This window comes from Micromonospora sp. KLBMP9576 (assembly GCF_050941805.1).
In the GTDB taxonomy this organism is placed as follows: Bacteria; Actinomycetota; Actinomycetes; order Mycobacteriales; family Micromonosporaceae; genus Micromonospora.
In genome coordinates this window covers 4,763,566-4,785,407 of sequence record NZ_CP194567.1, presented here as the reverse complement: position 1 = coordinate 4,785,407, position 21,842 = coordinate 4,763,566, and the positions used below count along the sequence as shown (strand labels likewise).

Here is a 21,842-nt window from a genome sequence, read left to right as displayed (position 1 = left end):
GTCCGGGCCCGCCGCCGGCGGGCCGTGTCCGTTCCCTCCCCTCCGGGCGGCTCGGCCGGAGGGGCTGAAATACGGTGTCGGGGTGACGCTGAGACTCGAGCCGATGACCGACGAGCAATACCTCCGCTACCGGCGGCAGGCGGAAGGCACCTACGCGCGGAACCTCTCCGACTCGGGCGCGATGCCGCTGCCGGAGGCGGGGGAGAAGGCGCGCGAGGAGTACGCGAAGCTCCTGCCCGGCGGTCTGGCGACGCCGGGCCACCACCTCTGGACGGCCTACGACGGCGACGACGAGGTCGGCATGCTGTGGTTGCACGTCGAGCAGAAGTCGGACGGCCCGCACGCCTTCGGCTACGACTTCGAGGTGCTGCCGGACCTGCGGCGTAAGGGCTACGGGCGGGCGATGATCGAAGCCGTCGAGAAGCGGTGCCGCGAGTGGGGGGTCGTCTCGATCGGCCTGAGCGTCTTCGGCTTCAACCTCGGCGCCAGGACGCTGTACGAGCAGATGGGCTTCGAGGCGACCGCCATCCAGATGCGTAAGCGCCTGTAGCTCCCGGTAGCGGGTGGCGCCCGCCGCCCGTGTGGACACCGCCGGCGGGGTGCCCGGCTCGGGCGGTCCGGTCAGCCGTTTCAGGCGGGGCGGGTGTAGTGGAGCAGGACCGCCCCGCTGTCGAACGGGCGCGCGTCGACCAGCGTGTACCGGTGCGGGTCGAAGCCGCGGTCGGCGAGCGGGATCCCGCTGCCGATCACGAGCGGGTAAAGCTTGATCATCAGCTCGTCGACCTCGGGCAGGAGTTGGCCGACGAGTTGGCCGCCACCGCAGAGCCAGATGTCGCGCCCGTCCCGCCGCTTGAGCTCGCGGACGAATTCCAGCGGGTCGGCGGAGACGATCTCCACCTCGGGCTCGGCGGCCGGGGGCAGCGTGCGGGAGAAGACGTACTGGGTCAGGTGGGCGTACGGGCTGGTGATGCCGTGGCTGAGCGCCGGCTCGTAGCTGCCCCGGCCCATCAGCACGGCGTCGAACCGCCCGTTGGGCGCGTCGATCCCGAGAGCCGACCGGTGCACGGTGGGCACCACCTCCGGCAGGAGGTTGTTGACGTGTGCGCTGAGGTCGGCCTCGATGGGGAAGAAGTCGAACGACCCGTCGGGGCCGGCGATGAAGCCGTCGAGGGTGCTGGCGACGTAGTACACGAGCTTGCGCAAAGGGGCTCCCAATCACTACGGATGTCGTGAACAGCTCCGACACTACTACACCCGTAGTGGTTCCGGTAGGGTGTCGTCATGGCGCGAAACGTGGAGCGACGGGCGGCCCTGGCCGACGCGGGGCTGCGGGTCCTGGCGGCGACGGGCGCGCGCGGCCTGACCCACCGGGCCGTCGACGCCGAGGCGGGTGTGCCCACGGGCACCGCCTCCAACTACTTCCGCTCGCGCGACGCGCTGCTCGGGGCGCTCGGCGAGCGGATCATGGAACGGTTCGCGCCGGACGAACGGGTCCTGGCCGAGCTGGCCGCCCGCGAGCCGTCCCTCGAACTCTTCACGGACCACCTGCGGTACATCGTCGAACGCACCACCCGGCAACCCGACCTCACCCGGGCCCTGATCGAGCTGCGGTTGGAGGCGGCCCGCCGCCCCGACCTGGCCCGGATCCTCGGCGACACCCTGCGCCGGGGCTACCGCGCCGACGTCGCCTTCCACCTCGCCTCCGGCATGCCGGGCGGCGCGTTCGAGGTCGCCCTCCTGCACTACGCCATGGACGGGCTGCTGCTCGACCTGCTCGGCACCTCCATCGAGGCGGGATTCGATCCCGACGAGGTCGTCGTGGCGTTCGCGTCCCGGCTGGTCGCCGGCGCGACCGACCGGTGACCAGGGAGGCGACCATCGGGACGTGGGGGACCGGACGGGACGCACCGCCCGCCCGGTCCGCCCGCGTCAGGAGTGTTCCCCCGCGCAGCGGGAACCCCGCCCCGGACGCACCTGGGGAGGAGCGACGGATGACGCATGGTGGCGGACTGACCATCGGTGTGCTCGGCTCGTACGGCGGTCGCAACCTCGGTGACGAGGCGATCCTGACCGGCCTGCTGGCCGACCTGCGCCAGCAGGAGCCGAACGGGCGGATCATCGTCTTCTCCCGGAACCCGGAGCACACCCGCCTCGCCCACCCGGACGTGGAGGCGGTGCCCTGGGAGGGCATCAGCCGCGCCGACTCGGCGGTGGTCCTGGCCCAGCTCGACGTGCTGATCCTCGGCGGCGGCGGCATCCTCTACGACCGGGAGGCCCGCCGCTACCTGCGGGTGGTGCGGGTCGCCCAGGAACGCGGCCTGCCGTTGCTGACGTACGCGGTGGGGGTCGGGCCGCTCAGCGAGGACGTGGACACGGGCATGGTGCGCGAGACCCTGGCCAGCGCCGTCCAGGTGACCGTGCGGGACCAGGAGTCCCGGATGGTGCTGGAGGAGGCGGGGCTACTCAACCCGATCACGGTGACCGCCGACCCGGCGTTCCTCATCGAACCCGAGGACTTCCCGGCGGAACTGCTCCGCGAGGAGGGTGTGCCGGCGGGCCGGCGGCTGGTCGGGATGAGCGTACGGGAGCCCGGCCGGGCCGCCGAGCGGCTCGACGTCGACGGCTACCACCGTCTGCTGGCCCAGATCGGCGACTTCCTGGTGCACCGGATCGACGCGTACGTGCTCTTCGTCCCGATGGAACGCGACGACATCCGGCACTCGCACGGCGTGCTGTCGCACATGGTCGCCGCCGAGCGGGGCCGGATCCTGCACGGCACCTACTCGCCGCAGCAGGTGCTCGGGCTGATGCGCCACTTCGACCTGGCCGTGGGCATGCGGCTGCACTTCCTGATCTTCGCCGCGATGGCCGGCACCCCGTTCCTGCCGCTGCCGTACGCCGGAAAGGTCTTCGACCTGGCCCAGCGGCTCGGGGTGCCGGCGCTGCGCGGCGTCGAGCGCGAGGTCGAGGGCCCGTTGCTGGCCGAGGTCGACCGGCTCTGGGACGAGCGGGAGCAGCGGGCCGAGGCCACCGCACTCCGGGTGGCTCAGGTGTGCGACGAGGCCCGGGGGACCTCGCAGGTCACCCGGGCGGTGCTGGACAGCCTGCGCGCCCAGGCCCTGACCCGGGTGGGCTGAGCCGTCTCAGACCGCCGGCCCGCGCCAGCGGTAGCACCACGAGTCGGCGCCGGCGTCCACGGACTCCAGCTCGTAGATCTCCGCCTCGGCCAGCCCCTTCGCGCCGAGGTGGTGGTGGGTCAGCGGCGGGCGGCCGTTCGGGTCCAGCTCCACGGTGACGGTCTCGCCGTCGGCCACGCCACCGAACAGGGGGATTTCTGCCGTTGATGCCATGCGCCCCATCCTGCCCCGCCCGGCCCGACCCCGCAGCGGATAGCGGGGCAGCGCCCCGGGCCGGCCCGGCACTAGTGTCGGTGAATGGTGGAGATAGAGATCGATCCCACGCTCGGCCCGGTGTTGGCGCGCACCGGTGACGAGCGGGCCGTGCTCGAATCCTTCCTCGATTTCCACCGGGGCGTGCTGCTGCGCAAACTGCGCGGGCTCTCCGACGTCGACGCGTCCCGCCGGTTGGTGCCGTCGGCCACCACCGTCGCCGGCCTCGTCAAACACCTGACCACGGTGGAGGGCAACTGGTTCCCGGGCCTGCTCGACCCCGGTCCGGGCGAGACCCACCGCACCACGATGGAGGACGCCCTGGCCAGCTTCACGCTCGCCGAGGGCGACACCGTCGACTCGCTCGCCGCCGCATACGAGCGGGCCTGCGCCCGGTCCCGGGAAGTGGCCGCCCGGTTCGACCTCGACCACGTCGTACCGCAGCCGCAGCTCGGTGAGGTCTCGCTGCGTTGGATCCTGGTGCACATGGTCGAGGAGACCGCCCGGCATGCCGGGCACGCCGACATCCTCCGCGAGCTGACCGACGGCACCACCGGCGCGCTCTGAGCGTCGCCCGGCGTCGTCAGCGACGTGGCAGGAGGCCGGGCGGATACTCCATGCCGTCGTGGGTGCAGGCCGCCGCCGCGACCCGGGCCGCGTACGCCGCGGCATCAGCCAGTGACGCGCCGCGCAGCCGGCCGGCGATCACGCCCGCCGCGAAGGCGTCCCCCGCGCCGTTGGTGTCGACGACCGCCCCTGGCGGCACGGCGGCCGGCACCAGCGTCGGGTCGCCCGCGCCGGTGTGCAGCTCCGCGCCGTCGGCACCCCGGGTCACCAGCACCGGGCGGGGCGCCAGCGCGGCGGCGAGCACGCCGGCCCGCGCGCCCAGCCGGACCGCGCTGACGAAGACCAGGTCGGCCGCCTCGGCGAAGGGCCGGTGGTACGCGTTCGCGCCGTCCCAGTCGTGCAGGTCGGTGGAGAGGACGCCCCCGGCGGCGCGCAGGGCGGGCAGCAGCGGAACCGTCCAATCCATGATCGACAGGTGTACGTGCGCCGCCTCCCCGGCCAGCGCGGCCAACTCGGTCGCCGGGAAGGGTGCCGGGCCGTGCCAGGGGCGCGGGTCGTACAGCGACATCCGGCGGCCCGTCGGGTCGACCATGTTGACCGACCGCCGGGTGCCGGCTGAGGCGTCGCCCAGCACGGCGTGCACACCGGTACGGGCCAACGCGGCCCGCACCACGTCGCCAGCCGGGTCGGCGCCGATGACGTCGATCACCGCCACCCGCAGCCCGAGCGCGTGCGCAGCGAGGGCCACCCCGGCACCGGTGTTGCCGATCCGCAGCTCGATCGGGTCGACGGTGACGGAGTCGGCGGCCGGAAGCGGGATCGCGGGTACCCGCACCCGCACGTCGACGCCGAGCCCGCCGACCACGAGAAGGTCGTACACGCGCCCGAGGCTAGTGCCTCGTCTGTGACCGTTGGTGGGGTGATCCCGGGCGACGGCGGAGGACCCGCCCGCGAGACGCTTTGGAGCTGATGTCGTAAACGACTCACCGGCCGGCCAGTCGATTCGCTGGCCGGGTATGAGACTTGCCAGTCGATGGGCGACCCACCGGTCCGGTAGGGCGAGTCGCGAGTTGGGTGCTGCCCCTGCGGCCGATACGCCGTCTGATGTCATAACCGACTCAGCTCCAAAGCGTCTACGACCTCTCCCCACGACCCACCTCGGCCACCACCACCGGCGCACGGAACACGTGCCTCCGACGGTCACGGCCACGAGCGCCATTCCCAACGCCACGATTTATCCAAGGGGCGCCGCGACTGCGGCGGGGGCTCCCCGTGGGGCGGGGTCGGGCGGCCGGGTAGCAGCGACCGCTGGTCGGCGGGCATACGCCGTTCGCGGCTTCGATCGGCGTGCTGCCGGGCACTGCGCGGCTCTGCCGTGAGCGGCCGGATATCCTCGCCGGGGTCGCCGGGAGGAGGGGTCACGTGCTGGTCGTCCACGGGGTCTGGCGCGCGGGCGTCGGGCTCGCGGTCTGGGCCGAGGACAGCACGCTGCCGGCCCAGGCGCCGCGCCGCCCGGGCCGGGCGCCCCGGGAACGGCCACACCCGTTCGCCGCCGGCCACGCCGCGCTCGCGGCCACGCTGGCCGGTGCGGCCGAGCCCGCCGATCTCGGTACGGCGCTGCTCAGCCTCCCGACCAGGGCCGGCACGCCGCTGGACTCCCCGGAACTCGTCCGCGCCGAGGCCGGCGGCGCGGTCCGGGGGGCGGTCAGCCTCGCCGGGTGGCGGGTTCCCGTCCTCTGGTACGCCCCCGATGCCGCCCTGCCCCTGCTGCGCGGCCTCGACGCGGTGGTCGCCGCGCCGGGCGCGACCCTGCGCCACCTCGCCCAGTTGGCCGACTTCGCGGTCGACCTGGCCGCCCGGGGCCGGGTCCTGCCCGGCCTCGCCGAGTCGTCCCCGGCCCGAGCGGCCGGCGTCGCCGAGCCGGCCCGATCCGGCGCGGGCTGGCGGCGGGCCACTGGGGGGTCGTCGGCCGGTTCGGCCCGGGTGACGGTCGATGCCCGGGCGGTGTGGCGGCCGTTGCTGACCGGGACAGACGCCGCCTGGGCCCGGGCGTTGGCGCTGGCCCTGCCCCCGGCCGCCCGCGCCGCCACCGGGCCGGACGAATCGGGATACCCCGGTGCCGCTGCGGGTGCCGTCGCTGCCGCCAGCGCCAGCGTGGGCGTCGGTCGCCGTCGCCCCGTGCGACCCGCCCCGCCCGCCGGAGGCCGCCGGGGCGGGTCGGCTGGCGACGACGGCTCCGCAGCGCTGGTCGCCGACGCGCTCGACGCGCTCACCGACGCCGCCGTCCGGGCGGCCCTGGCGCAGGCCGCGCTGGCCCGGGGCGTACGCCCGAACGGCGCGGTGCCGGCCTGGCTGGCCGCGCTCTCCGGAGCGGTGCGGGAGTTCACCGCCGACCCGGCCGAGTTGGAGACCCTCCGCGTCGCACTGGACGCGTGGCAGCGCGACGCGGCCGGCGGCGCGGTGCGGGCGAGTTTCCGCCTGGTCGAGCCGCCGGCCGACGAGGTCACCGAGGCGGTCGTCGTGGTACCCGCCGACCCGGCGGCGACGCTCACACAGGCCGGGCGGTGGCGGGTCGAGTTCGGCCTGCAGGCGGCCGACGAGCCGAGCCTGCACGTGGACGCGGGGCAGGTCTGGCGGGCGCCGGAGACCGTCGCCGGGCTGGCGGGGCGCGGCGACGACCCGCAGGAGACCCTCCTCGCCGAGTTGGGGCGCGCCAGCCGGCTCTGGCCCGAGCTGGACACCGCCCTGCGTACGGCCGCGCCGCAGACCCTGGAGCTGGACGTCGAGGGGGCGCACCGGTTCCTGCGCGAGGGCGCGCCGGTGCTGCACGCCGCCGGGTTCGCCGTGCTGCTGCCCTCCTGGTGGCGACGCCCGTCGTCCCGGCTCGGCGCCCGGTTGCAGGCCCACGGCCGGACCGCCCCCGGCACCGTCGCCACCGCGAGCGGCCTCGGACTGGACGCCCTCGTCGACTACCGATGGGAGGTGTCCCTCGGCGACCAGCTTCTCACCGCCGAGGAACTGGCGTCGCTGGCCGCGCTGAAGACCCCGCTGGTGCGACTGCGCGGAAAGTGGGTGGAACTCGACCCCAAGCGGCTCGCCGCCGGCCTGCGGCTGCTGCGTTCCTCCGGCGAGCTGACAGTCGCCGACCTGCTCCGGCTCGGTCTGGCCGACGCCGAGCAGCCGGACGCGCTGCCGGTGCTGGAGGTCAGCGCCGACGGGGCCCTCGGTGACCTGCTCGCCGGGGCGGTGGAACAGCGGCTCACCCCGGTGGATCCGCCGCCGACGTTCCACGGCACGCTGCGGCCGTACCAGCGGCGGGGGCTGGCGTGGCTGGCGTTCCTCCAGTCCCTCGGCCTCGGCGGGGTGCTCGCCGACGACATGGGGCTGGGCAAGACCGTGCAGCTGCTCGCCCTGCTCGCCGGGGACCCGCCGGGCACCGGCCCGACCCTGCTGGTCTGCCCGATGTCGCTGGTCGGCAACTGGCAGCGGGAGGCGGCACGGTTCACGCCGGGGTTGCGCGTACACGTGCACCACGGCGCGGAACGGGCCCGGGGCGCGGCGTTCACCACGGCCGTGCACGACGCGGACCTGGTTCTCACCACCTACTCGGTCGCGGCCCGCGACGCGGTCGACCTGGCCGGAATCGACTGGCGGCGGGTGGTGATCGACGAGGCCCAGGCGATCAAGAACGCCGCGACCCGGCAGGCCGAGGCGGTCCGCGCGTTGCCCGCCCGGCACCGCATCGCCGTCACCGGCACGCCTGTGGAGAACCGGCTGGCGGACCTCTGGTCGATCATGCAGTTCGTCAACCCGGGCCTGCTGGGGCCGGCGGCGACCTTCCGCAAGAAGTACGCCGAACCGATCGAGCGGCACGGCGACGCCGAGGCGGCCGAGCGGCTGCGCCGGATCACCGGCCCGTTCGTGTTGCGCCGGCTCAAGACCGATTCCTCGATCATCTCGGACCTGCCGGAGAAACTGGAGATGGAGGTGCTCTGCAACCTCACCGCCGAGCAGGCCTCGCTCTACCGGGCGATCGTCGACGACATGCTGGCGCGCATCGAGTCCAGCGACGGCATCGAGCGGCGGGGGCTGGTCCTCGCCGCCATGACCCGGCTCAAGCAGGTCTGCAACCATCCGGCACAACTGCTGCGCGACGGCTCGGCGCTCGACGGTCGCTCCGGCAAGCTGGCCCGCCTGGAGGAGATCCTCGACGAGGTCCTCGCGGCGGGGGAGCGGGCCCTGCTGTTCACCCAGTACGCCGAGTTCGGCGGGATGCTGCGTGGGCACCTGTCGGCCCGCTTCGGACGCGAGGTGCTCTTCCTGCACGGCGGGGTCGGCAAGGCCGACCGGGACGCCATGGTCACCCGGTTCCAGTCCCCGCACGGCCCGGCGATCTTCGTCCTGTCGCTGAAGGCCGGCGGCACCGGCCTCACCCTCACCGAGGCCAACCACGTGGTGCACGTCGACCGGTGGTGGAACCCGGCCGTCGAGGACCAGGCCACCGACCGGGCGTTCCGCATCGGCCAGCGGCGCCGGGTGCAGGTCCGCAAGTTCGTCTGCGCCGGGACTGTGGAGGAGAAGGTGGCGGCGCTGATCGCCGAGAAGCGTAGCCTCGCCGCCTCGGTCGTCGGCGCCGGCGAGCAGTGGGTCACCGAGCTGTCCACGACGCAGCTTCGGGAACTGTTCACGTTGGCGCCCGGGGCGGTGGTGGAGTGAGCGGGCAGCCGGAGCACGGGGCGAGCGGCGGGTTCGCCGACTACGGGCCGCCGCGTCGGGTCGACGGCGGGCTGAGGGCGCGCAGTGCCCGGGGGGCCATCGGCCAGTCCTGGTGGTCCCGGCGTTTCCTGGAGGTCCTGGAGTCCTTCGCCCTGGGCACCCGGCTGACCCGCGGCCGGTCGTACGCGCGGGCCGGGCAGGTCCTCCGCCTGGACGTCGCCCCCGGCGCCGTCACCGCCTCGGTGCAGGGTTCCCGTGCGCGGCCGTACGAGGTGAGCATCGCCCTGCGCCCGTTCCCGGCGGCGCTCTGGGCCCGCATCGAGGCGGAGTTGGCCGCCCAGGCGTTCTTCAGCGCCCGGCTGCTCGCCGGCGACCTGCCGGCGGAACTGGAGGCGTTGTTCGTCGCCGCCGGTGCCCCGCTCTTCCCCGCCGACGTGGCGGAGCTGCGGCAGCGGTGCAGTTGCCCCGACCACGCCGTCCCCTGCAAGCACCTCGCGGCCACCTTCTACCTGCTGGCCGAGGCGTTCGACGCGGACCCGTTCCGGCTGCTGCACTGGCGGGGGCGCAGCCGGGCGGAACTGCTCGACCGGCTGCGCGTCCTGCGGGCCGTCCCCGGCGGCGACCGCCCGGACGCGACCGCCGCCGCCCCGTCCACCACGGATCGCGGTGAGCCGCGCGCCGGTGCGGAGCGTGTCGGGTCGGACGTCGGTCCCGCCGGCGGTGCGGAGCGTGCCGGGTCGGACGCCGGACGGGACATCGTGGACGTCCCGCCGGTCGGGGCGGCACGGGCGCTCGCCGGCCTGCCGCCGGTGCCGCTGGCCGAGGCGGTCGACCGGTTCTGGCTGCCGCCGGTTCCGCTGCCGGACCGGCCGCCCAGCCTGTCGACCGGGCCGGATCTGCTGCTGCGGCAGCTCGGCGCGCCGGCCCCCGCCATCGGCGGGCCCGGTCTGCTCGAGCGGCTGCGGCGGGCGTACCGGCTCCTCGGCCCGTAGGGCCGGCGGCGCGACCGTACCCGACGGCGGGTCACAGCCAGCGGCGGCGAAACCGCCACATCATGGCGGCGTTGGCGACCAGGGCCACCGCGCACACCGCCCCGGCCAGCGGCCCGGCCAGCACGGTCATCGCCGGCAGCGCGGCCCACAACACGAGCGTCAGCAGCATCAGCCACCGGCCGCGCCGGGCCCTGGCCCGGTTGTCGAGCCGGGCGAAGAACGCCGGATCGCTCTCCCGGAGCTGACGGGTTATCTGGTCGAACCTGCGCTGATCCTCTTTGCTGAGCATGTGCCTTCCCCTCACGTGTTCAGCGGTTCGGCGGCATACCCGTTGCGGCGGCGGCTCACGCGCTCGTCCTGCTGCTTCTTTGCGGCACCGCCCGGCCGGGCGCGGGGCGTGGGGTGGGTGGGCGGAAATGTCTCAGCGCATGCTTAGCGGAACCTTAAATTTACCTTTGCCGATGTGCGTGTCCTCCCGCGTCGACTGGGAGGCGAACGCCGGGTCCGGGCCGGGGTGTGCCGGGGACGCCCTGCTCGGGGGGTTCGTGCCGGACCGGGCGGGCACCCCGGGCCGGCGGCACCGTGCTGAGCGGCGCCTTAAGTGCGGTCCTGGGCGCTTGCGGCCCTGCTTGAAGGGGCCCGGACGCTTCACTACCTTCCGGTGCAACCCCCTCAGGCACCAGCCGCCGCACGTGCCCCCCAGTGCCCAGTGCCAGGCGTCGCGGCGCAGCAGAACGGATTGGTACATGGCCGACCAGAATGTGCCACCACGTCGACCGCGGGACGACCGCGGATGGGACGGACGGCAGTACCCCGCCGCCGACGGTCACCACGACCCCTCCCCGTACGGCGCCCACCCCCGAGCACCGCAGCAGGGTGGACACCCCACCGACCCGCCCGGTGGGTACGCCCACGTCGGGTACCCGCCGGCTCCCGGGCCGCAGTGGGTCGGCCCCGACGGCTTCACCCGGCAGACCAACGCGCCGTCGCCCGGCCCTGGGCTGCCCCACCTGGACGACGACGAGCCCGGCCGTGGCGTCGGCCGCCGCAGGGCCCTCGCGGCCCTCGGTGGTACCGCGGCCGTGGTCGCCGGTGGCGCCGCCCTGGCGATGACCCCGCAGATCCGTGGCCTCTTCGGCGACGACGTGGTGGCCGGCGACGCCACCGCCGCCACGGTCACCGACGGCACCCCCGCCCGCCCGAGCGGCCAGCAGCCCAGCACGGTGCGCACCTACACCGAGCAGAACGAGAGCTACATGGGCTCCCGGGCCGGCGAGGCGCTGAAGAAGAACGCCCCGAGCGGTGGCCGGACCTTCTCCGGGCCGGCGGCCGCCGCCGCGCAGACCAAGGTGACCGTGAAGACGGTGCTCGCCAAGGACCCGGTGCTGCACCTGGCCCGGCGGGCCACCTTCGGCGCCACCAGGCAGGTCGTCGCCGAGATCAAGGAGCGGGGCATCGACGGCTGGCTGCGCTGGCAGCTCGACCCCGACAAGATCGCGCCGACGAGGGCCGAGCTGAAGCTCGCCGACCTGCCGACGCTCAAGCTGGGCACCGCGCAGCTACGTGAGCAGCGCGAGCAGCTCAACGAGCGGGGCGCGCACCCGGAGAAGGAGATGGTGGACGCCACCGTCGCCCGGCAGATCTGGTCCAACCGGCAACTGTTCGAGGTGATGGTCGACTTCTGGAACGACTTCCTGCACGTCGCCGCGGACTTCGACGGCGGCGAGGTGTACCGCGCCTCCTTCGACCGCGACGTCGTGCGGGCGCACGCGCTCGGCAGCTACCCCGAGATGCTGCTCGCCGCGAACCGGCACCCGGCGCTGCTGCTCTACCTCAACCAGAACGAATCCCGCGCCGACGCGGTCAACGAGAACCTGGCCCGGGAGAACCTGGAGCTGTACTCGGTCGGCGTCGACGGCGGCTACAGCGAGAAGGACGTCCGGCAGGCGGCCCTGCTGCAGACCGGCCGGGGCGTCAACGACGGCAAGTACGTGTTCCGCCCCGACCGGCACTACGTCGGCAAGGTGAAGATCCTCGGTTTCACCCACGCCAACAGCAGCAAGGAGCCGAAGAAGGCCGAGGCGGCCATCGACGCGTACGTGACGTACATCGCGACGCACCCGTCCACCGCGAAGTACGTGGCGCAGAGCCTGGCGACCCGGTTCGTCTCGGACACCCCACCGAAGTCCCTCGTGGACCGGCTGGCGCAGACGTACACCACCAACAAGGGCATGATCAAGCCGGTGCTGATGACCCTGTTCAGCTCCTCGGAGTTCTGGGCGGCGGTCGGGCAGAAGGTACGCCGGCCGATGGAGTACCTGGTCGCCACGTACCGGGCCCTGGGCGTCTCCCCGGAGGCGTCGCCGAAGCACGACAACGGCGACAGCAAGCGCACCCCGTACGCCCGGGGGCTGCGCCAGGTCCACGACCGGATGCGCGAGCTGGGCCAGTACCCGATGGGCCAGCCCACCCCCGACGGCTACCCGGACGTCTACGTGGCCTGGACCTCCGCCGGCACGATGGTCAACGGCTGGAACGAGGCGGGCGAGCTGCTCGCCGGCCGGCGTACCGTCTTCACGTACACCCCGGCGGAGAAGCTGGTGGCCCGGCCGCCGGCCACCGCCGGTGCCTACGTGGACGCGCTGGCCCTGCGGCTGGTGGGTCAGAAGCTGAGCGCCCGGGAGCGGTCCCTGATCCTCGGCGTGGCCGGCATGTCGGCCGGCGACCGGGTCGACGCCACATTCGACGGGGCCGTCGCCGCAGTGGCGCGGGCGATCCTCGCTTCCCCCCAGCACCACCTCCGGTGAGGCACCCGATGGAGAAGACTGTGCACACGTTCCCCCTGCACCCCGACTGCCCCGACCTGCGGCGGTTGGCCGACGACCCGGCCGAGGCGCTGCTGCGGGCGGAGGCCGACATCGTCGCCGCCGAGAACGCCGCCGAGGCCGACCGCTACCGGCGGCTGGAGGACCTGGAGGAGGCCCAGCAGGACGGTCGCGGCGTCACCCGGCGGACGTTCGTGGCCGGCGCCGCCGCCACCGCCACCGCCCTCGCGACCGCCCAGTTCGTCACGACCTCGGCCTCCTTCGCCGCCACCAAGACGGGCACCCTGATCCACGTCTTCCTCTACGGGGGGCTGGACGGGCTGAGCCTGGCCGCCCCGGCGGACGACCCGGTGCTCGCCAAGGCCCGCCCCGACCTGCTGCTCGGCGAGGACTCCCTGGCGTTGGGCCGCGGCTTCAAGCTGACCAGCGCCTTCAAGCCGCTGGAGAAGTGGCTCAAGAGCGGCAACCTCGGTTTCCTCCCGGCGGTCTCCGACGAGCGGCTCTCCCGCAGTCACTTCCAGGCCGCGGACGCCTGCAACCTCGGTGGCCTGCCCAGCCAGACCGGCGGCCGGGGCTGGCTGGACAGCCTGGTCGACACGCTCGGCACGGGCACCGCGTTCCGCAGCGTCGGCATCGGCAGCACCCTGCCCCGGTCGCTGGTCGGCAACAACGGCGCGCTGTCGCTCAACAGCGTCGGCTCCCTGCGGCTCAACGGCGAGGACCGGTACCGGGCCGCGACCGAGAAGGCGATCAAGGGGCTCTTCACCGGGATCAACCATCCGGTGCAGGAGGCCGTGCAGGACGGCCTGGGCGCGCTGGCCACCGCGCAGCGTCTGGCCGCGAAGCCGTACGAGCCGGCGGAGGGCGTCGAGTACAAGGGCGTCGGCTACGCGTTCCAGCAGCTCGCCCAGCTCATCAAGGGCGGGGCGAACGTCCGGGTCGCCACCGTCGGGATGGGCGGCTACGACACCCACGAGAACCAGGGCACCCGCTCCGGGGGCCAACTGCACCGGCGGCTCAACGAGCTGGCCAGCGCCATGGCGGCGTTCTTCACCGACCTGGGGGAGCGCTCCGCCGACGTGACCATCATGGTCTCCAGCGAGTTCGGCCGACGCGTCGCCTCCAACGGCGGCGGCACCGACCACGGCCACGGCAACGTCGTCACCGTGCTCTCCGGCCGCAAGCTCGCCGGCTCGCTGATGGGCACCTGGAACGGGCTGAAGGACCTGGACTCGGGTGACGTGCCCGAGTACAACAACATGTTCAACGTCTACGGGGCCGTCGCGCAGGGCCGCTTCGGGCTCACCAACGCGCAGGTGGAGAAGATCTTCCCCCGGCAGAAGTTCACCCCGATGAAGCTCTACGCGTGACGTACCCGCGCGCCCACGCCGCCGGCCGCCGCGCCGGGACGATCCCGTCCCGGCACGGCGGCCGGCCGGCTGCGGACGTACGCCCGCTGGTGCCGCCGCGGCGCGGACCCGGCGGCCGGCGGCTGCTGGCAGTCCTGCTCGTCGTGGGACTGCTGGCCAGCGTGCTGCCCTGGTGGCTGGGCACCCCGGCCGGTTCGCTGCGGTCGACGGCCGCCACGGTCACCGCCGCCGGCCGCATCGCCGGGTTGATCGCCGGCTACCTGCTGCTCGTGCAGGTGCTGATGATGAGCCGCCTGCCGGTGCTGGAACGGTGGGTCGGCGGCGAGCACATCGCCCGCTGGCACCGCGACGTCGGGGCCACCCTGCTGGTCGCCGTGCTCGCGCACGCGTCGCTGATCCTGGTCGGCTACGCCGGCCTGGAGGACAACTCCGTGCTCACCGAGGCGGGGGTGCTGCTGCGCGACTACGAGGACATGGTCTCCGCGTTCGCCGCCGCCGGCATCCTGGTGTTGATCGGCCTCACCAGTGTCCGGGTGATCCGCACCGCACTGCCCTACGAGCTGTGGCACGGCCTGCACCTGGCGAGCTACGCGGTGCTGCTGCTCGGCTTCGGCCACCAGTTCAGCAACGGCGCGCAGCTCTTCCGTTCCGGCCCGGTGCGTACCGGCTGGATCGCGATGTACGCGTTGGTTGTCGCCGCCCTGCTCTGGGGTCGGGTGGTCGCGCCGCTGACCGTCAACCTGCGGCACCGGCTGCGGGTCGCCGATGTGGTCGCGGAGAGCCCGGACACGGTCTCGATCTACCTGACGGGGCGACGGCTGGAGCGGCTGGAGCTGCTCGGCGGGCAGTTCTTCCGCTGGCGCTTCCTCACCCGGGGCTGCTGGTGGCAGGCCCACCCGTTCTCGGTCTCCGCCGCCTCGAACGGCCGCTGGCTGCGGCTCACCGTCAAGGTGGTCGGCGCGTACACGGCCGACCTGCGTGATCTCGACCCGGGCACCCGGGTGTGGGCTCAGGGGCCGTCGGGCACCTTCACCGCCGCCCACCGGACCTGCGAGCGGGCCCTGCTGATCGCCGGCGGCAGCGGGATCACCCCGATCCGGGCGCTGCTGGAGGAGCTGCCGCCCGGGGCGGCGCTGGTCTACCGCGCCCGCACCCCCGCCGACGTGCTGCTGCAACGGGAGCTGGACTGGCTCGCCGAGGCCCGGGAGACCGCCATCTGGTACGTCGTCGGTTCCCGCCACGATCCCGGTCCCCGTCAGGTGCTGAGTGCGCAGGGGCTGCGCCGGCTGGTGCCCGACGTGGCCGGCCGAGACGTCTACCTCTGCGGACCACCCGGCCTGGTCGCGCAGGCGCAGCGGGCGCTGCGCGGGGCCGGCGTGCCCCGCCGGCAGATCCACCTCGCCACGTTCGAGCTGTAGGAAGGCACCCATGCGTCGCGTCCTGCTCGCGATCACCGGCCTGGCCGCCGGCACCACCGCCATGGTGGTGCTCAAGGGCTCGCCGGGCGTAACCCCGGTGGCCCAGGACCTGCCGACCGGCCGTCCGCCGGTGCTTCCCACGCCGGCCGGTGCGGCCCCGACCGGCGAGGCCGCCTCCGCCACCCCGTCGCCGTCCCGCCGGGCCGCGTCCCCCCGGCCCGGCCGCACCGCCACCCGGACGCCGGCGAGCCGGCCCAGCACCACCACCCGGGTGCCGTCCGCGCCGCGTACCACCAGCAAGCCGCCGCCCGCGCCGAAAACCCGCACCGTCGCCGGCCCGGTGGTGGAGAACGAGTACGGCAACGTCCAGGTGCAGATCACCCTCTCCGGTACGCGCATCGTCGACGTGGTGGCCCTGGAACTGCCGGAGGAGACCGCCCAGTCCGACCAGCGCAGCGAGCAGGTCGACGGCCGCTACAGCGGCAGCTCCGGGCTGGTGGTGCAGCGGCAGAGCGCCGACGTGGACACCGTCTCCGGGGCGACGACCACCAGCGGCTCCTACAAGCGGTCGTTGCAGGCCGCGATCGACAAGGCGAACTGACGTGCCGACGGTGGCCGCGGGGCTCAACGCGGCGGGTCGGGTGGGGCTGCGCCGGGTGGAGCAGGTCATGGGCACCGCGATCAGCGTCGACCTCGCCGACGACCGGCCCGCCGCCGAGTTGGCCGAGCTGGCCGACGACGTGTTCGCCTGGCTGCGCGACGTGGACGCCCGGTTCAGCACGTACCGGGCCGACAGCGAGGTGTGCCGCGTCGACCGGGGCGAGCTGCCGCTGGCCGAGGCCGGCGCCGACCTGCGGGCCGTGCTGGCACGTTGCGCGGACCTGTGGCGGGCCACCGACGGTTTCTTCGACGCGTACGCCACGGGGCGGCTCGACCCGTCCGGCTACGTGAAGGGCTGGTCGGTGCAGGTCGCCTCGGACCGGTTGCTCGCGGCGGGGGCGGTGAACCACTGCCTCAACGCCGGCGGCGACGTGCGGGTACGCGGCCACTCCTCGACGGGGCAGCCGTGGCGGATCGGCGTCAGGCACCCGTGGGACGCGATGTCCACCTGCCTGGTGCTCAGCGGCACCGACCTGGCCGTGGCCACCTCCGGCGTCTACGAGCGCGGCCACCACGTGCGCGACCCCCGCCGGGGCGCACCGGCCCGGGGCCTGCGCTCGGTCACCGTGGTCGGCGCGGACCTGGGGCTGGCCGACGCGTACGCCACGGCGGCCGTGGCGATGGGCCCGGCCGGCATCGGTTGGCTCGACGCCCTGCCCGACCACCAGCACGCGGTCGTCACCGACGACGCCCGCCTCCTGCACTCGACCGCGCTCCCGCTGGCACCCTGAGCACGCCCCACCGGCCGCCGATCGCAGCGCTGCGGTGCGACAGGCCGCGTGTTGGCGGTGCGACAGGTCCGCGTGCTGGTGGGGCTAGCGGTGCTGTCGGACGGTGACGGTCGGTGAGAGCCGGCCGCCGGGACAGGGTGCTACGACGCTTTGGAGCTGAATCGTCTACGACATCAGGGCTGCCTGAATCGTTTACGACATCAGCTCCAAAGCGTCTCAGGTGTACATCCCCGGCTCATGGGCGTCGGTGGGCGGTCAGTGGGACTGGGGTGGGCGATCACCGGCGGTCGCCGAAAGTCGGCCGTGGGCGCGCAAGGCGGTCGCCGAAAGTCGGCCGTGGGCGCCGGAAACCGGCTGGGTGGTCACCGGACGGGGCGGGTGGTCACCGGACGGGGCGGGTGGTCACCGGACGGGGCGGGTGGTCACCGGACGGGGCGGGTGGTGGCGGGGCGGGAGCCGAGGGGACGCGGCCGGCCCGGCCGGGAACCGTAGGGCCGGGTGACCGGCCAGCGGCGACGCGGCCGGTAGTGCCGGGGTGGCGGCTCCGCGCCGTCCGGCGGACGCGTGGTGTCGTCGGTGGACATGTAACCCCCGCTCCCGGCGCGGGTGCGCCGCTGCCGTGCTCAACGAGTGCCGGGCTCCCGGCGTCGCTGTCGAACCCCCGTCATCTCCCGGCGGCTCCGGGCGACTCGCGACGGCTCCCGGCTACTCGCCGCGACTCGCGGCGGGTGGGCGTCACCTGCCGCGGCGGGGCAGTGGCAGGTGGCCGGGGAGCAGATCGGAGGTGACCGTGACGCCGGTGGCGCGCAGGGCCTCGATCAGCGCGTTCTGCACCAGGTACGAGTCCGGCAGTTGCCAGCGGGCCTGCTCCGGCGCGACCGCCCAGCGGACGGTTCCCTCCGGCAGCCGGGTCGGCGGCGCGGGGATCCACGAGCCGGGGCCGTGCCGGACCACGTGGAAGCAGTGGTCCAGCTCGGGCCGCAGCGGGTCGCCGGGGCGGACCAGGAACATCCAGCGGCCGGTCGGGGTCACCACCACCGGGCCGCGTACGCCCACGCCGGCGGGGTGGGTGCGGACGGCGTCCAGCACGTGCCGGCCGAGGTGGGTGGGGACCTCCAGCACGTCGAACGCCCGCCCGGTGGGTAGCAGCACGCCGTGGGGCCGGGCGCGCCACCAGGTCGCGACCCGGGCCGGGTCGGCGCTGGCCGCGTACTCCCAGTCTTCCAGGGCGGGGTGGCAGCCGACCGTCGGACAGCCGGCCCGCCCGCAGACGAAGCGGCTGCGGGCGAGACAGGCGCCGGGGGTGACGTCCCAGCCGTGCAGGGCGTACCGCACGGCGACCCGGCGCAGCCGCACCCGCTCCAACGGCGACAGTTGAACGACGCGTGGCGCGACATTCCCCCACATGTGCCATCTCCCCTCGCCGGACCCGGCCGGTGCCCAGGTCGCATGTCGAGCACCGTCACTGCCGTAACCCGCGATCGTTGAGTTGACGAACGGCTGATGCAAGTTGCACGAAAACTATGAGGACTGACCGCACGGGTGACGTACATGCTGTGCGACCAGCGAAAATCTGAGACGTACGAGCGCCGCACCCGGGACGACCGGTTGGCACGCAGGCCGGAGCGGCCAGGGGAGGGACGGGTAGATGGACGAGTTGCCCATCGGGCGGCGGGTGGCCTACTGGCGCGGGCGGCGCAAGATGTCGCAGCAGGTCTTCGCCGATCGGCTGGGTAAGTCGAAGAGCTGGGTGGACAAGGTCGAGCGCGGGGTGCGCCGGCTCGACAAGTTCTCCGTCCTCTACGAGATCGCCGACATCCTCCAGGTCGACGTGCAACTGCTGGTCGGCAAGGATCCGGAACGGCGTACGGACGCGTTGAACTGCATCGACCAGGTCGAGGTGGAGGAGATCCGGGCGGCCCTGGAGCGGTACGACTCGATGAGCGCGTACTTCAGCGCCGCGCCGTGCCCGCCGCCGCTGGCCGACATGCGCAAGGCCGTCAACCACGCCTGGCTCACCTACCAGTACGGCCGCCACGCGATGCTCATCCGGGCGCTGCCGAAGCTGCTGCGCGACGCCCAGGCCGCCGACGCGGGTTACGGCAACGACCAGGCCCGCGAGGCGGCCCACCTGCTGGGGCAGGTCTACCAGATCGCCTCGTCGGTGCTGCGCAAGCTGGGCGAGTGCGAGCTGGCCTGGCTGGCCGCCGACCGCTCGATGGCGGTCTCCCAGCGCGCCGACGATCCGTTGCTGGCCGGCATCGCCACCACCCGGGTCTGCAACGCGCTGGTGGCGATGGGTCGGCCGCGGCCCGCGCTCGAGCTCAACGTCAGGATCGCCAACCAGCTCGCCCCCGGCGGCGGCAACGAGGCGTCCCCGGCCCTCCTGTCGGTCTACGGGATGCTGCTGTTGCAGGGCGCGATGGCCGCCGCCCGGCTCGGCGACGCCGCCACGGTCGACGACCTGATCGGCCTCGCGCAGGAGGCGGCCATCCTGCTCGACGGCGACCATAACCACTACTGGACGTCGTTCGGGCCGACCAACCTGGAACTGCACCGGGCGGCGGCGGCGGTGGAGCTGGGCGACGGCGGCCGGGCCGTGGAGGTGCACCGGTACAAGATCCTGGAGCCGGCGTTCAACGCGTTGCTGCCCGAACGCCGGGCCCACCACCTGCTCGACATCGCCCGGGGCTACGCCCAGATCGGCGACGTCGCCAACGCCGGCGAGATGCTGCTGCGCGGTGACCGGCTCGCCCCGTCGGAGATCCGCTGCCGGCCGATCTCCCACGAGGTGATGGCGGAGATCCTGCGTCGCACACGTGGTGCGCCGCCTTCTCCGATTGCGGAGTTGGCTGAGCACATGGGAGTAGGGGTATGAGCGCGGAGCCGGCCTGTTGACCGGCCCGCAGCAGAGCAGCGAGCGCCACCAGGTGCTCTACGTCATCGCCTGCGGTTCGCCGCTGGCCCGCCACGTCGGCCGGCTCGTCGAGCTGGCCCACGAGGACGGCTGGGACGTCTGCGTGGTGACCACACCGGACGGCGCGAAGTTCGTCGACCGGGCCGCGCTGGCCCGGCAGACCGGCCATCCGGTGCGCACCCACTACAAGAACCCGGGCGATGTCGACGTGCTGCCGCAGGCCGACGCGATGCTCGTCTGCCCGGCGACGGTCAACACCGTCAACAAGTGGGCGGCCGGGATCACCGACACGCTGGCCCTGGGGCTGCTGGTGGAGGCGCAGGGCCTGGGCGTGCCGGTGGTGGCGGTGCCGTACACGAACGCGGCGATGGCGGCCCACCCGGCCTTCCGGGCCGGCATCGCCCGGCTCGCCGAGTGGGGTGTCACGGTGCTCTTCGGCGAGCACGTGGTCCCGTTGCACCCACCCGGCACCGGCGAGCGGCACCTGCACGCCTTCCCGTGGGCCGCGGGCCTCGCCGCCCTGCGGGACCGGTGCGCGGACGGGACCCTTGCCGAGGCCGTGCGTTAGCAGGGGCGCCTCTCCCACTTCAGCGTGCCGTGGCGTCGGTGGGCGACGCCTCCCGCCACGGCCCGCGCCGGTAAGCTGGCCCGCCGTGAGCACCAACGCAGTTTCACCCACCGTCGCCGACGTGGTCGCCGAGTTGGAGCGGCGGTATCCGCCGGCCTGGGCCGAGGAGTGGGACCGCGTCGGGCTGGTGCTCGGCGAGCCGTGCGCCCCGGTGCGCCGGGTGCTCTGCGTGGTCGACGTGCTGCCGGAAACGGTCACCGAGGCACTCGACGCCGGCGTCGAAATGATCGTCGCCCATCATCCGCTGCTGCTGCGGGGCGTCTCCTCGGTGGCCCCCACGACCTTCAAGGGCCGGATCGTCCACCGGCTGATCAAGGCCGACGTGGCGTTGTACGTGGCACACACCAACGCCGACGTGGCCGACCCGGGGGTGTCCGACGCCCTCGCCGCCCGGTTCGGGCTGACCGGGCTGCGCCCGCTGCACCGCCCCGCACCCGGTGCGCCCGCCTCCGGCGGGGGGCGGGGGATCGGGCGGATCGGCGAGCTGCCGGAGCCGATGACCCTGGCGGAGCTGACCCGGCACGCCGCCGCCGTGCTGCCCGCCACCGCGTGGGGAGTTCGCGCCGCCGGGGATCCCGGGCGTATGGTTCGTACCCTCGCGGTCAGCGGCGGCGCGGGGGACGGTTTCCTCGCCGACGCGACCGCGGCCGGGGTGGACGCGTTCCTCACCGCCGACCTGCGCCACCACCCGGCCGGCGAGCACCTGGCCGCCGACGGCCCGGCCCTGCTCGACGCCGCCCACTGGGCGACGGAACGACCGTGGCTGGACGACCTGGCCGCCCTCCTGCGGGAGGCGACGGGTGTCGAGACGCTGGTGTCCGACCGGGACACCGACCCGTGGACCGTACACGCCGCCCCACCCGCGGTGGACGACAAGGAGCCCCGACCGTGAAGGCTGACCCCCAGGTCCAGCGCCGCCTGCTCGACCTTCAGGCGATCGACACCGCCCTCGCCCAGCTCGCCCACCGCCGCCGCGCCCTGCCCGAGCGGGTCGAGCTGGACGCGTTGGCGCGGGAGTTGTCCGCGCTGGAGGACCAGCGGGTACGCGCCCAGGTGGCGGTCGACGACCTGGACCGGGACATCGCCCGACAGGAGAAGGACGTCGAGCAGGTGCGGGTCCGCAAGGCCAAGAACGAGGCCCGGCTCGCCGCCGGCAGCGGCCCGGCCCGGGAGCTGGAGGCCCTGCAGCACGAACTGGTCTCGCTCAACCGCCGCCAGGGCGACCTGGAGGACGCCGAGCTGGAGCTGATGGAGCAGCGGGAAACCGCACAGGCTGTCCTGGACGACGTCGAGAAGCGGCTCGCGGAGGTGCGGGAGAAGCGCGCCGCCGTCGAGTTGCGCCGCGACGAGAGTCTCGCCGAGATCGCCAAGGAGGAGGAGTTCAAGCGCGGCGCCCGCCAGCCGCTCGCGGGCGACCTCCCGGCCGACCTGGTGGGCCTGTACGACAAGATCCGTTCGGACACCGGGCTCGGCGCGGCGCTGCTCACCGCCGGTCGCTGCGGCGGCTGCCGCCTGGAGCTCTCCGGCGCCGACGTGGCCCGGATCCGCAAGGCCGCCCCGGACGAGGTCGTCCGCTGCGAGGACTGCCGGCGGATCATGGTCCGCACCAACGAGTCCGGCCTGTAGCCC

At 74.0% G+C, this 21,842-nt stretch carries 19 protein-coding genes and 1 pseudogene; 15 read left to right on the top strand and 5 right to left on the bottom strand.

What is annotated here, in order from left to right:
* Positions 1 to 82: 82 nt before the first annotated feature.
* Positions 83 to 550, top strand: a complete 468-nt coding sequence (locus ACQ452_RS20925) for a GNAT family N-acetyltransferase (RefSeq protein WP_433386813.1) — start codon at positions 83 to 85, stop codon at positions 548 to 550.
* A gap of 80 nt (positions 551 to 630) precedes the next feature.
* On the opposite strand, the gene ACQ452_RS20920 is transcribed toward ACQ452_RS20925, so the two are convergent.
* Positions 631 to 1,203 carry a dihydrofolate reductase family protein gene (locus ACQ452_RS20920; RefSeq protein ID WP_433386812.1) on the bottom strand — a complete coding sequence of 191 codons (573 nt, stop codon included), beginning with the start codon at positions 1,201 to 1,203 and terminating at the stop codon, positions 631 to 633.
* A gap of 78 nt (positions 1,204 to 1,281) precedes the next feature.
* Between ACQ452_RS20920 and ACQ452_RS20915 the strand changes: the two genes are divergently transcribed.
* Both ACQ452_RS20915 and ACQ452_RS20910 read left to right on the top strand, forming a co-directional pair.
* Positions 1,282 to 1,863 (top strand): TetR/AcrR family transcriptional regulator, encoded by a 582-nt coding sequence (locus tag ACQ452_RS20915; protein WP_433386811.1) that lies wholly within the window; start codon positions 1,282 to 1,284, stop codon positions 1,861 to 1,863.
* Between the two features lie 128 nt (positions 1,864 to 1,991).
* Positions 1,992 to 3,137: a polysaccharide pyruvyl transferase family protein gene (locus ACQ452_RS20910; RefSeq protein WP_433386810.1), complete on the top strand. Its 1,146-nt coding sequence runs from the start codon at positions 1,992 to 1,994 to the stop codon at positions 3,135 to 3,137.
* A 6-nt stretch (positions 3,138 to 3,143) separates the two neighbouring features.
* Here ACQ452_RS20910 and ACQ452_RS20905 read toward each other — a convergent pair whose 3' ends face one another.
* Positions 3,144 to 3,350, bottom strand: a complete 207-nt coding sequence (locus tag ACQ452_RS20905) for a hypothetical protein (protein ID WP_433386809.1) — start codon at positions 3,348 to 3,350, stop codon at positions 3,144 to 3,146.
* A gap of 84 nt (positions 3,351 to 3,434) precedes the next feature.
* Between ACQ452_RS20905 and ACQ452_RS20900 the strand changes: the two genes are divergently transcribed.
* Positions 3,435 to 3,956 carry a DinB family protein gene (locus tag ACQ452_RS20900; RefSeq protein ID WP_433386808.1) on the top strand — a complete coding sequence of 174 codons (522 nt, stop codon included), beginning with the start codon at positions 3,435 to 3,437 and terminating at the stop codon, positions 3,954 to 3,956.
* A gap of 16 nt (positions 3,957 to 3,972) precedes the next feature.
* Here the strand turns inward: ACQ452_RS20900 and ACQ452_RS20895 are convergent, their stop codons facing one another.
* Positions 3,973 to 4,836 (bottom strand): carbohydrate kinase family protein, encoded by an 864-nt coding sequence (locus tag ACQ452_RS20895; RefSeq protein ID WP_433386807.1) that lies wholly within the window; start codon positions 4,834 to 4,836, stop codon positions 3,973 to 3,975.
* Positions 4,837 to 5,951: 1,115 nt separating this feature from the next.
* Here ACQ452_RS20895 and ACQ452_RS20890 point away from each other — a divergent pair.
* Positions 5,952 to 8,672, top strand: a pseudogene (locus ACQ452_RS20890) (DEAD/DEAH box helicase); the annotation flags it as partial.
* Complete coding sequence (locus ACQ452_RS20885; protein ID WP_433386806.1) at positions 8,669 to 9,664, top strand: SWIM zinc finger family protein; 996 nt, start codon at positions 8,669 to 8,671, stop codon at positions 9,662 to 9,664. The pseudogene ACQ452_RS20890 and the gene ACQ452_RS20885, both read left to right, overlap by 4 nt.
* Positions 9,665 to 9,695: 31 nt before the next feature.
* On the opposite strand, the gene ACQ452_RS20880 is transcribed toward ACQ452_RS20885, so the two are convergent.
* The gene (locus ACQ452_RS20880; RefSeq protein ID WP_433386805.1) at positions 9,696 to 9,953 is read right to left on the bottom strand and encodes a DUF3040 domain-containing protein; all 258 of its coding nucleotides are present in this window, start codon (positions 9,951 to 9,953) and stop codon (positions 9,696 to 9,698) included.
* Positions 9,954 to 10,410: 457 nt separating this feature from the next.
* Here ACQ452_RS20880 and ACQ452_RS20875 point away from each other — a divergent pair, with 457 nt between their 5' ends.
* The 5 genes from ACQ452_RS20875 to ACQ452_RS20855 all read left to right on the top strand — a co-directional run bounded on the left by ACQ452_RS20875 (position 10,411) and on the right by ACQ452_RS20855 (position 16,668).
* On the top strand, positions 10,411 to 12,471 hold the full coding sequence (locus ACQ452_RS20875) for a DUF1800 family protein (RefSeq protein ID WP_433386804.1): 2,061 nt from the start codon (positions 10,411 to 10,413) through the stop codon (positions 12,469 to 12,471).
* 8 nt (positions 12,472 to 12,479) lie between these two features.
* A complete protein-coding gene (locus ACQ452_RS20870) occupies positions 12,480 to 13,859 on the top strand; it encodes a DUF1501 domain-containing protein (RefSeq protein ID WP_433386803.1) in 1,380 nt (459 codons plus the stop codon).
* The gene (locus ACQ452_RS20865) at positions 13,856 to 15,277 is read left to right on the top strand and encodes a ferredoxin reductase family protein (protein ID WP_433386802.1); all 1,422 of its coding nucleotides are present in this window, start codon (positions 13,856 to 13,858) and stop codon (positions 15,275 to 15,277) included. The genes ACQ452_RS20870 and ACQ452_RS20865 overlap by 4 nt, the downstream gene beginning before the upstream one ends.
* 10 nt (positions 15,278 to 15,287) lie before the next feature.
* Positions 15,288 to 15,878 (top strand): FMN-binding protein, encoded by a 591-nt coding sequence (locus ACQ452_RS20860; RefSeq protein WP_433386801.1) that lies wholly within the window; start codon positions 15,288 to 15,290, stop codon positions 15,876 to 15,878.
* 67 nt (positions 15,879 to 15,945) lie between these two features.
* Positions 15,946 to 16,668, top strand: coding sequence for an FAD:protein FMN transferase (locus ACQ452_RS20855; RefSeq protein ID WP_433394289.1), 723 nt, complete (start codon positions 15,946 to 15,948; stop codon positions 16,666 to 16,668).
* A 735-nt stretch (positions 16,669 to 17,403) separates the two neighbouring features.
* Here ACQ452_RS20855 and ACQ452_RS20850 read toward each other — a convergent pair.
* Complete coding sequence (locus tag ACQ452_RS20850) at positions 17,404 to 18,075, bottom strand: bifunctional DNA primase/polymerase (protein WP_433386800.1); 672 nt, start codon at positions 18,073 to 18,075, stop codon at positions 17,404 to 17,406.
* 241 nt (positions 18,076 to 18,316) lie between these two features.
* Here ACQ452_RS20850 and ACQ452_RS20845 point away from each other — a divergent pair, with 241 nt between their 5' ends.
* The 4 genes from ACQ452_RS20845 (at position 18,317) to ACQ452_RS20830 (ending at position 21,839) form a co-directional block, all read left to right on the top strand.
* A complete protein-coding gene (locus ACQ452_RS20845) occupies positions 18,317 to 19,546 on the top strand; it encodes a helix-turn-helix domain-containing protein (protein WP_433386799.1) in 1,230 nt (409 codons plus the stop codon).
* Between the two features lie 16 nt (positions 19,547 to 19,562).
* Positions 19,563 to 20,153 (top strand): flavoprotein, encoded by a 591-nt coding sequence (locus tag ACQ452_RS20840; protein WP_433386798.1) that lies wholly within the window; start codon positions 19,563 to 19,565, stop codon positions 20,151 to 20,153.
* A gap of 85 nt (positions 20,154 to 20,238) precedes the next feature.
* The gene (locus ACQ452_RS20835; RefSeq protein ID WP_433386797.1) at positions 20,239 to 21,105 is read left to right on the top strand and encodes a Nif3-like dinuclear metal center hexameric protein; all 867 of its coding nucleotides are present in this window, start codon (positions 20,239 to 20,241) and stop codon (positions 21,103 to 21,105) included.
* Complete coding sequence (locus ACQ452_RS20830; protein WP_433386796.1) at positions 21,102 to 21,839, top strand: zinc ribbon domain-containing protein; 738 nt, start codon at positions 21,102 to 21,104, stop codon at positions 21,837 to 21,839. The genes ACQ452_RS20835 and ACQ452_RS20830 overlap by 4 nt, the downstream gene beginning before the upstream one ends.
* The last annotated feature ends 3 nt before the right edge of the window (positions 21,840 to 21,842 follow it).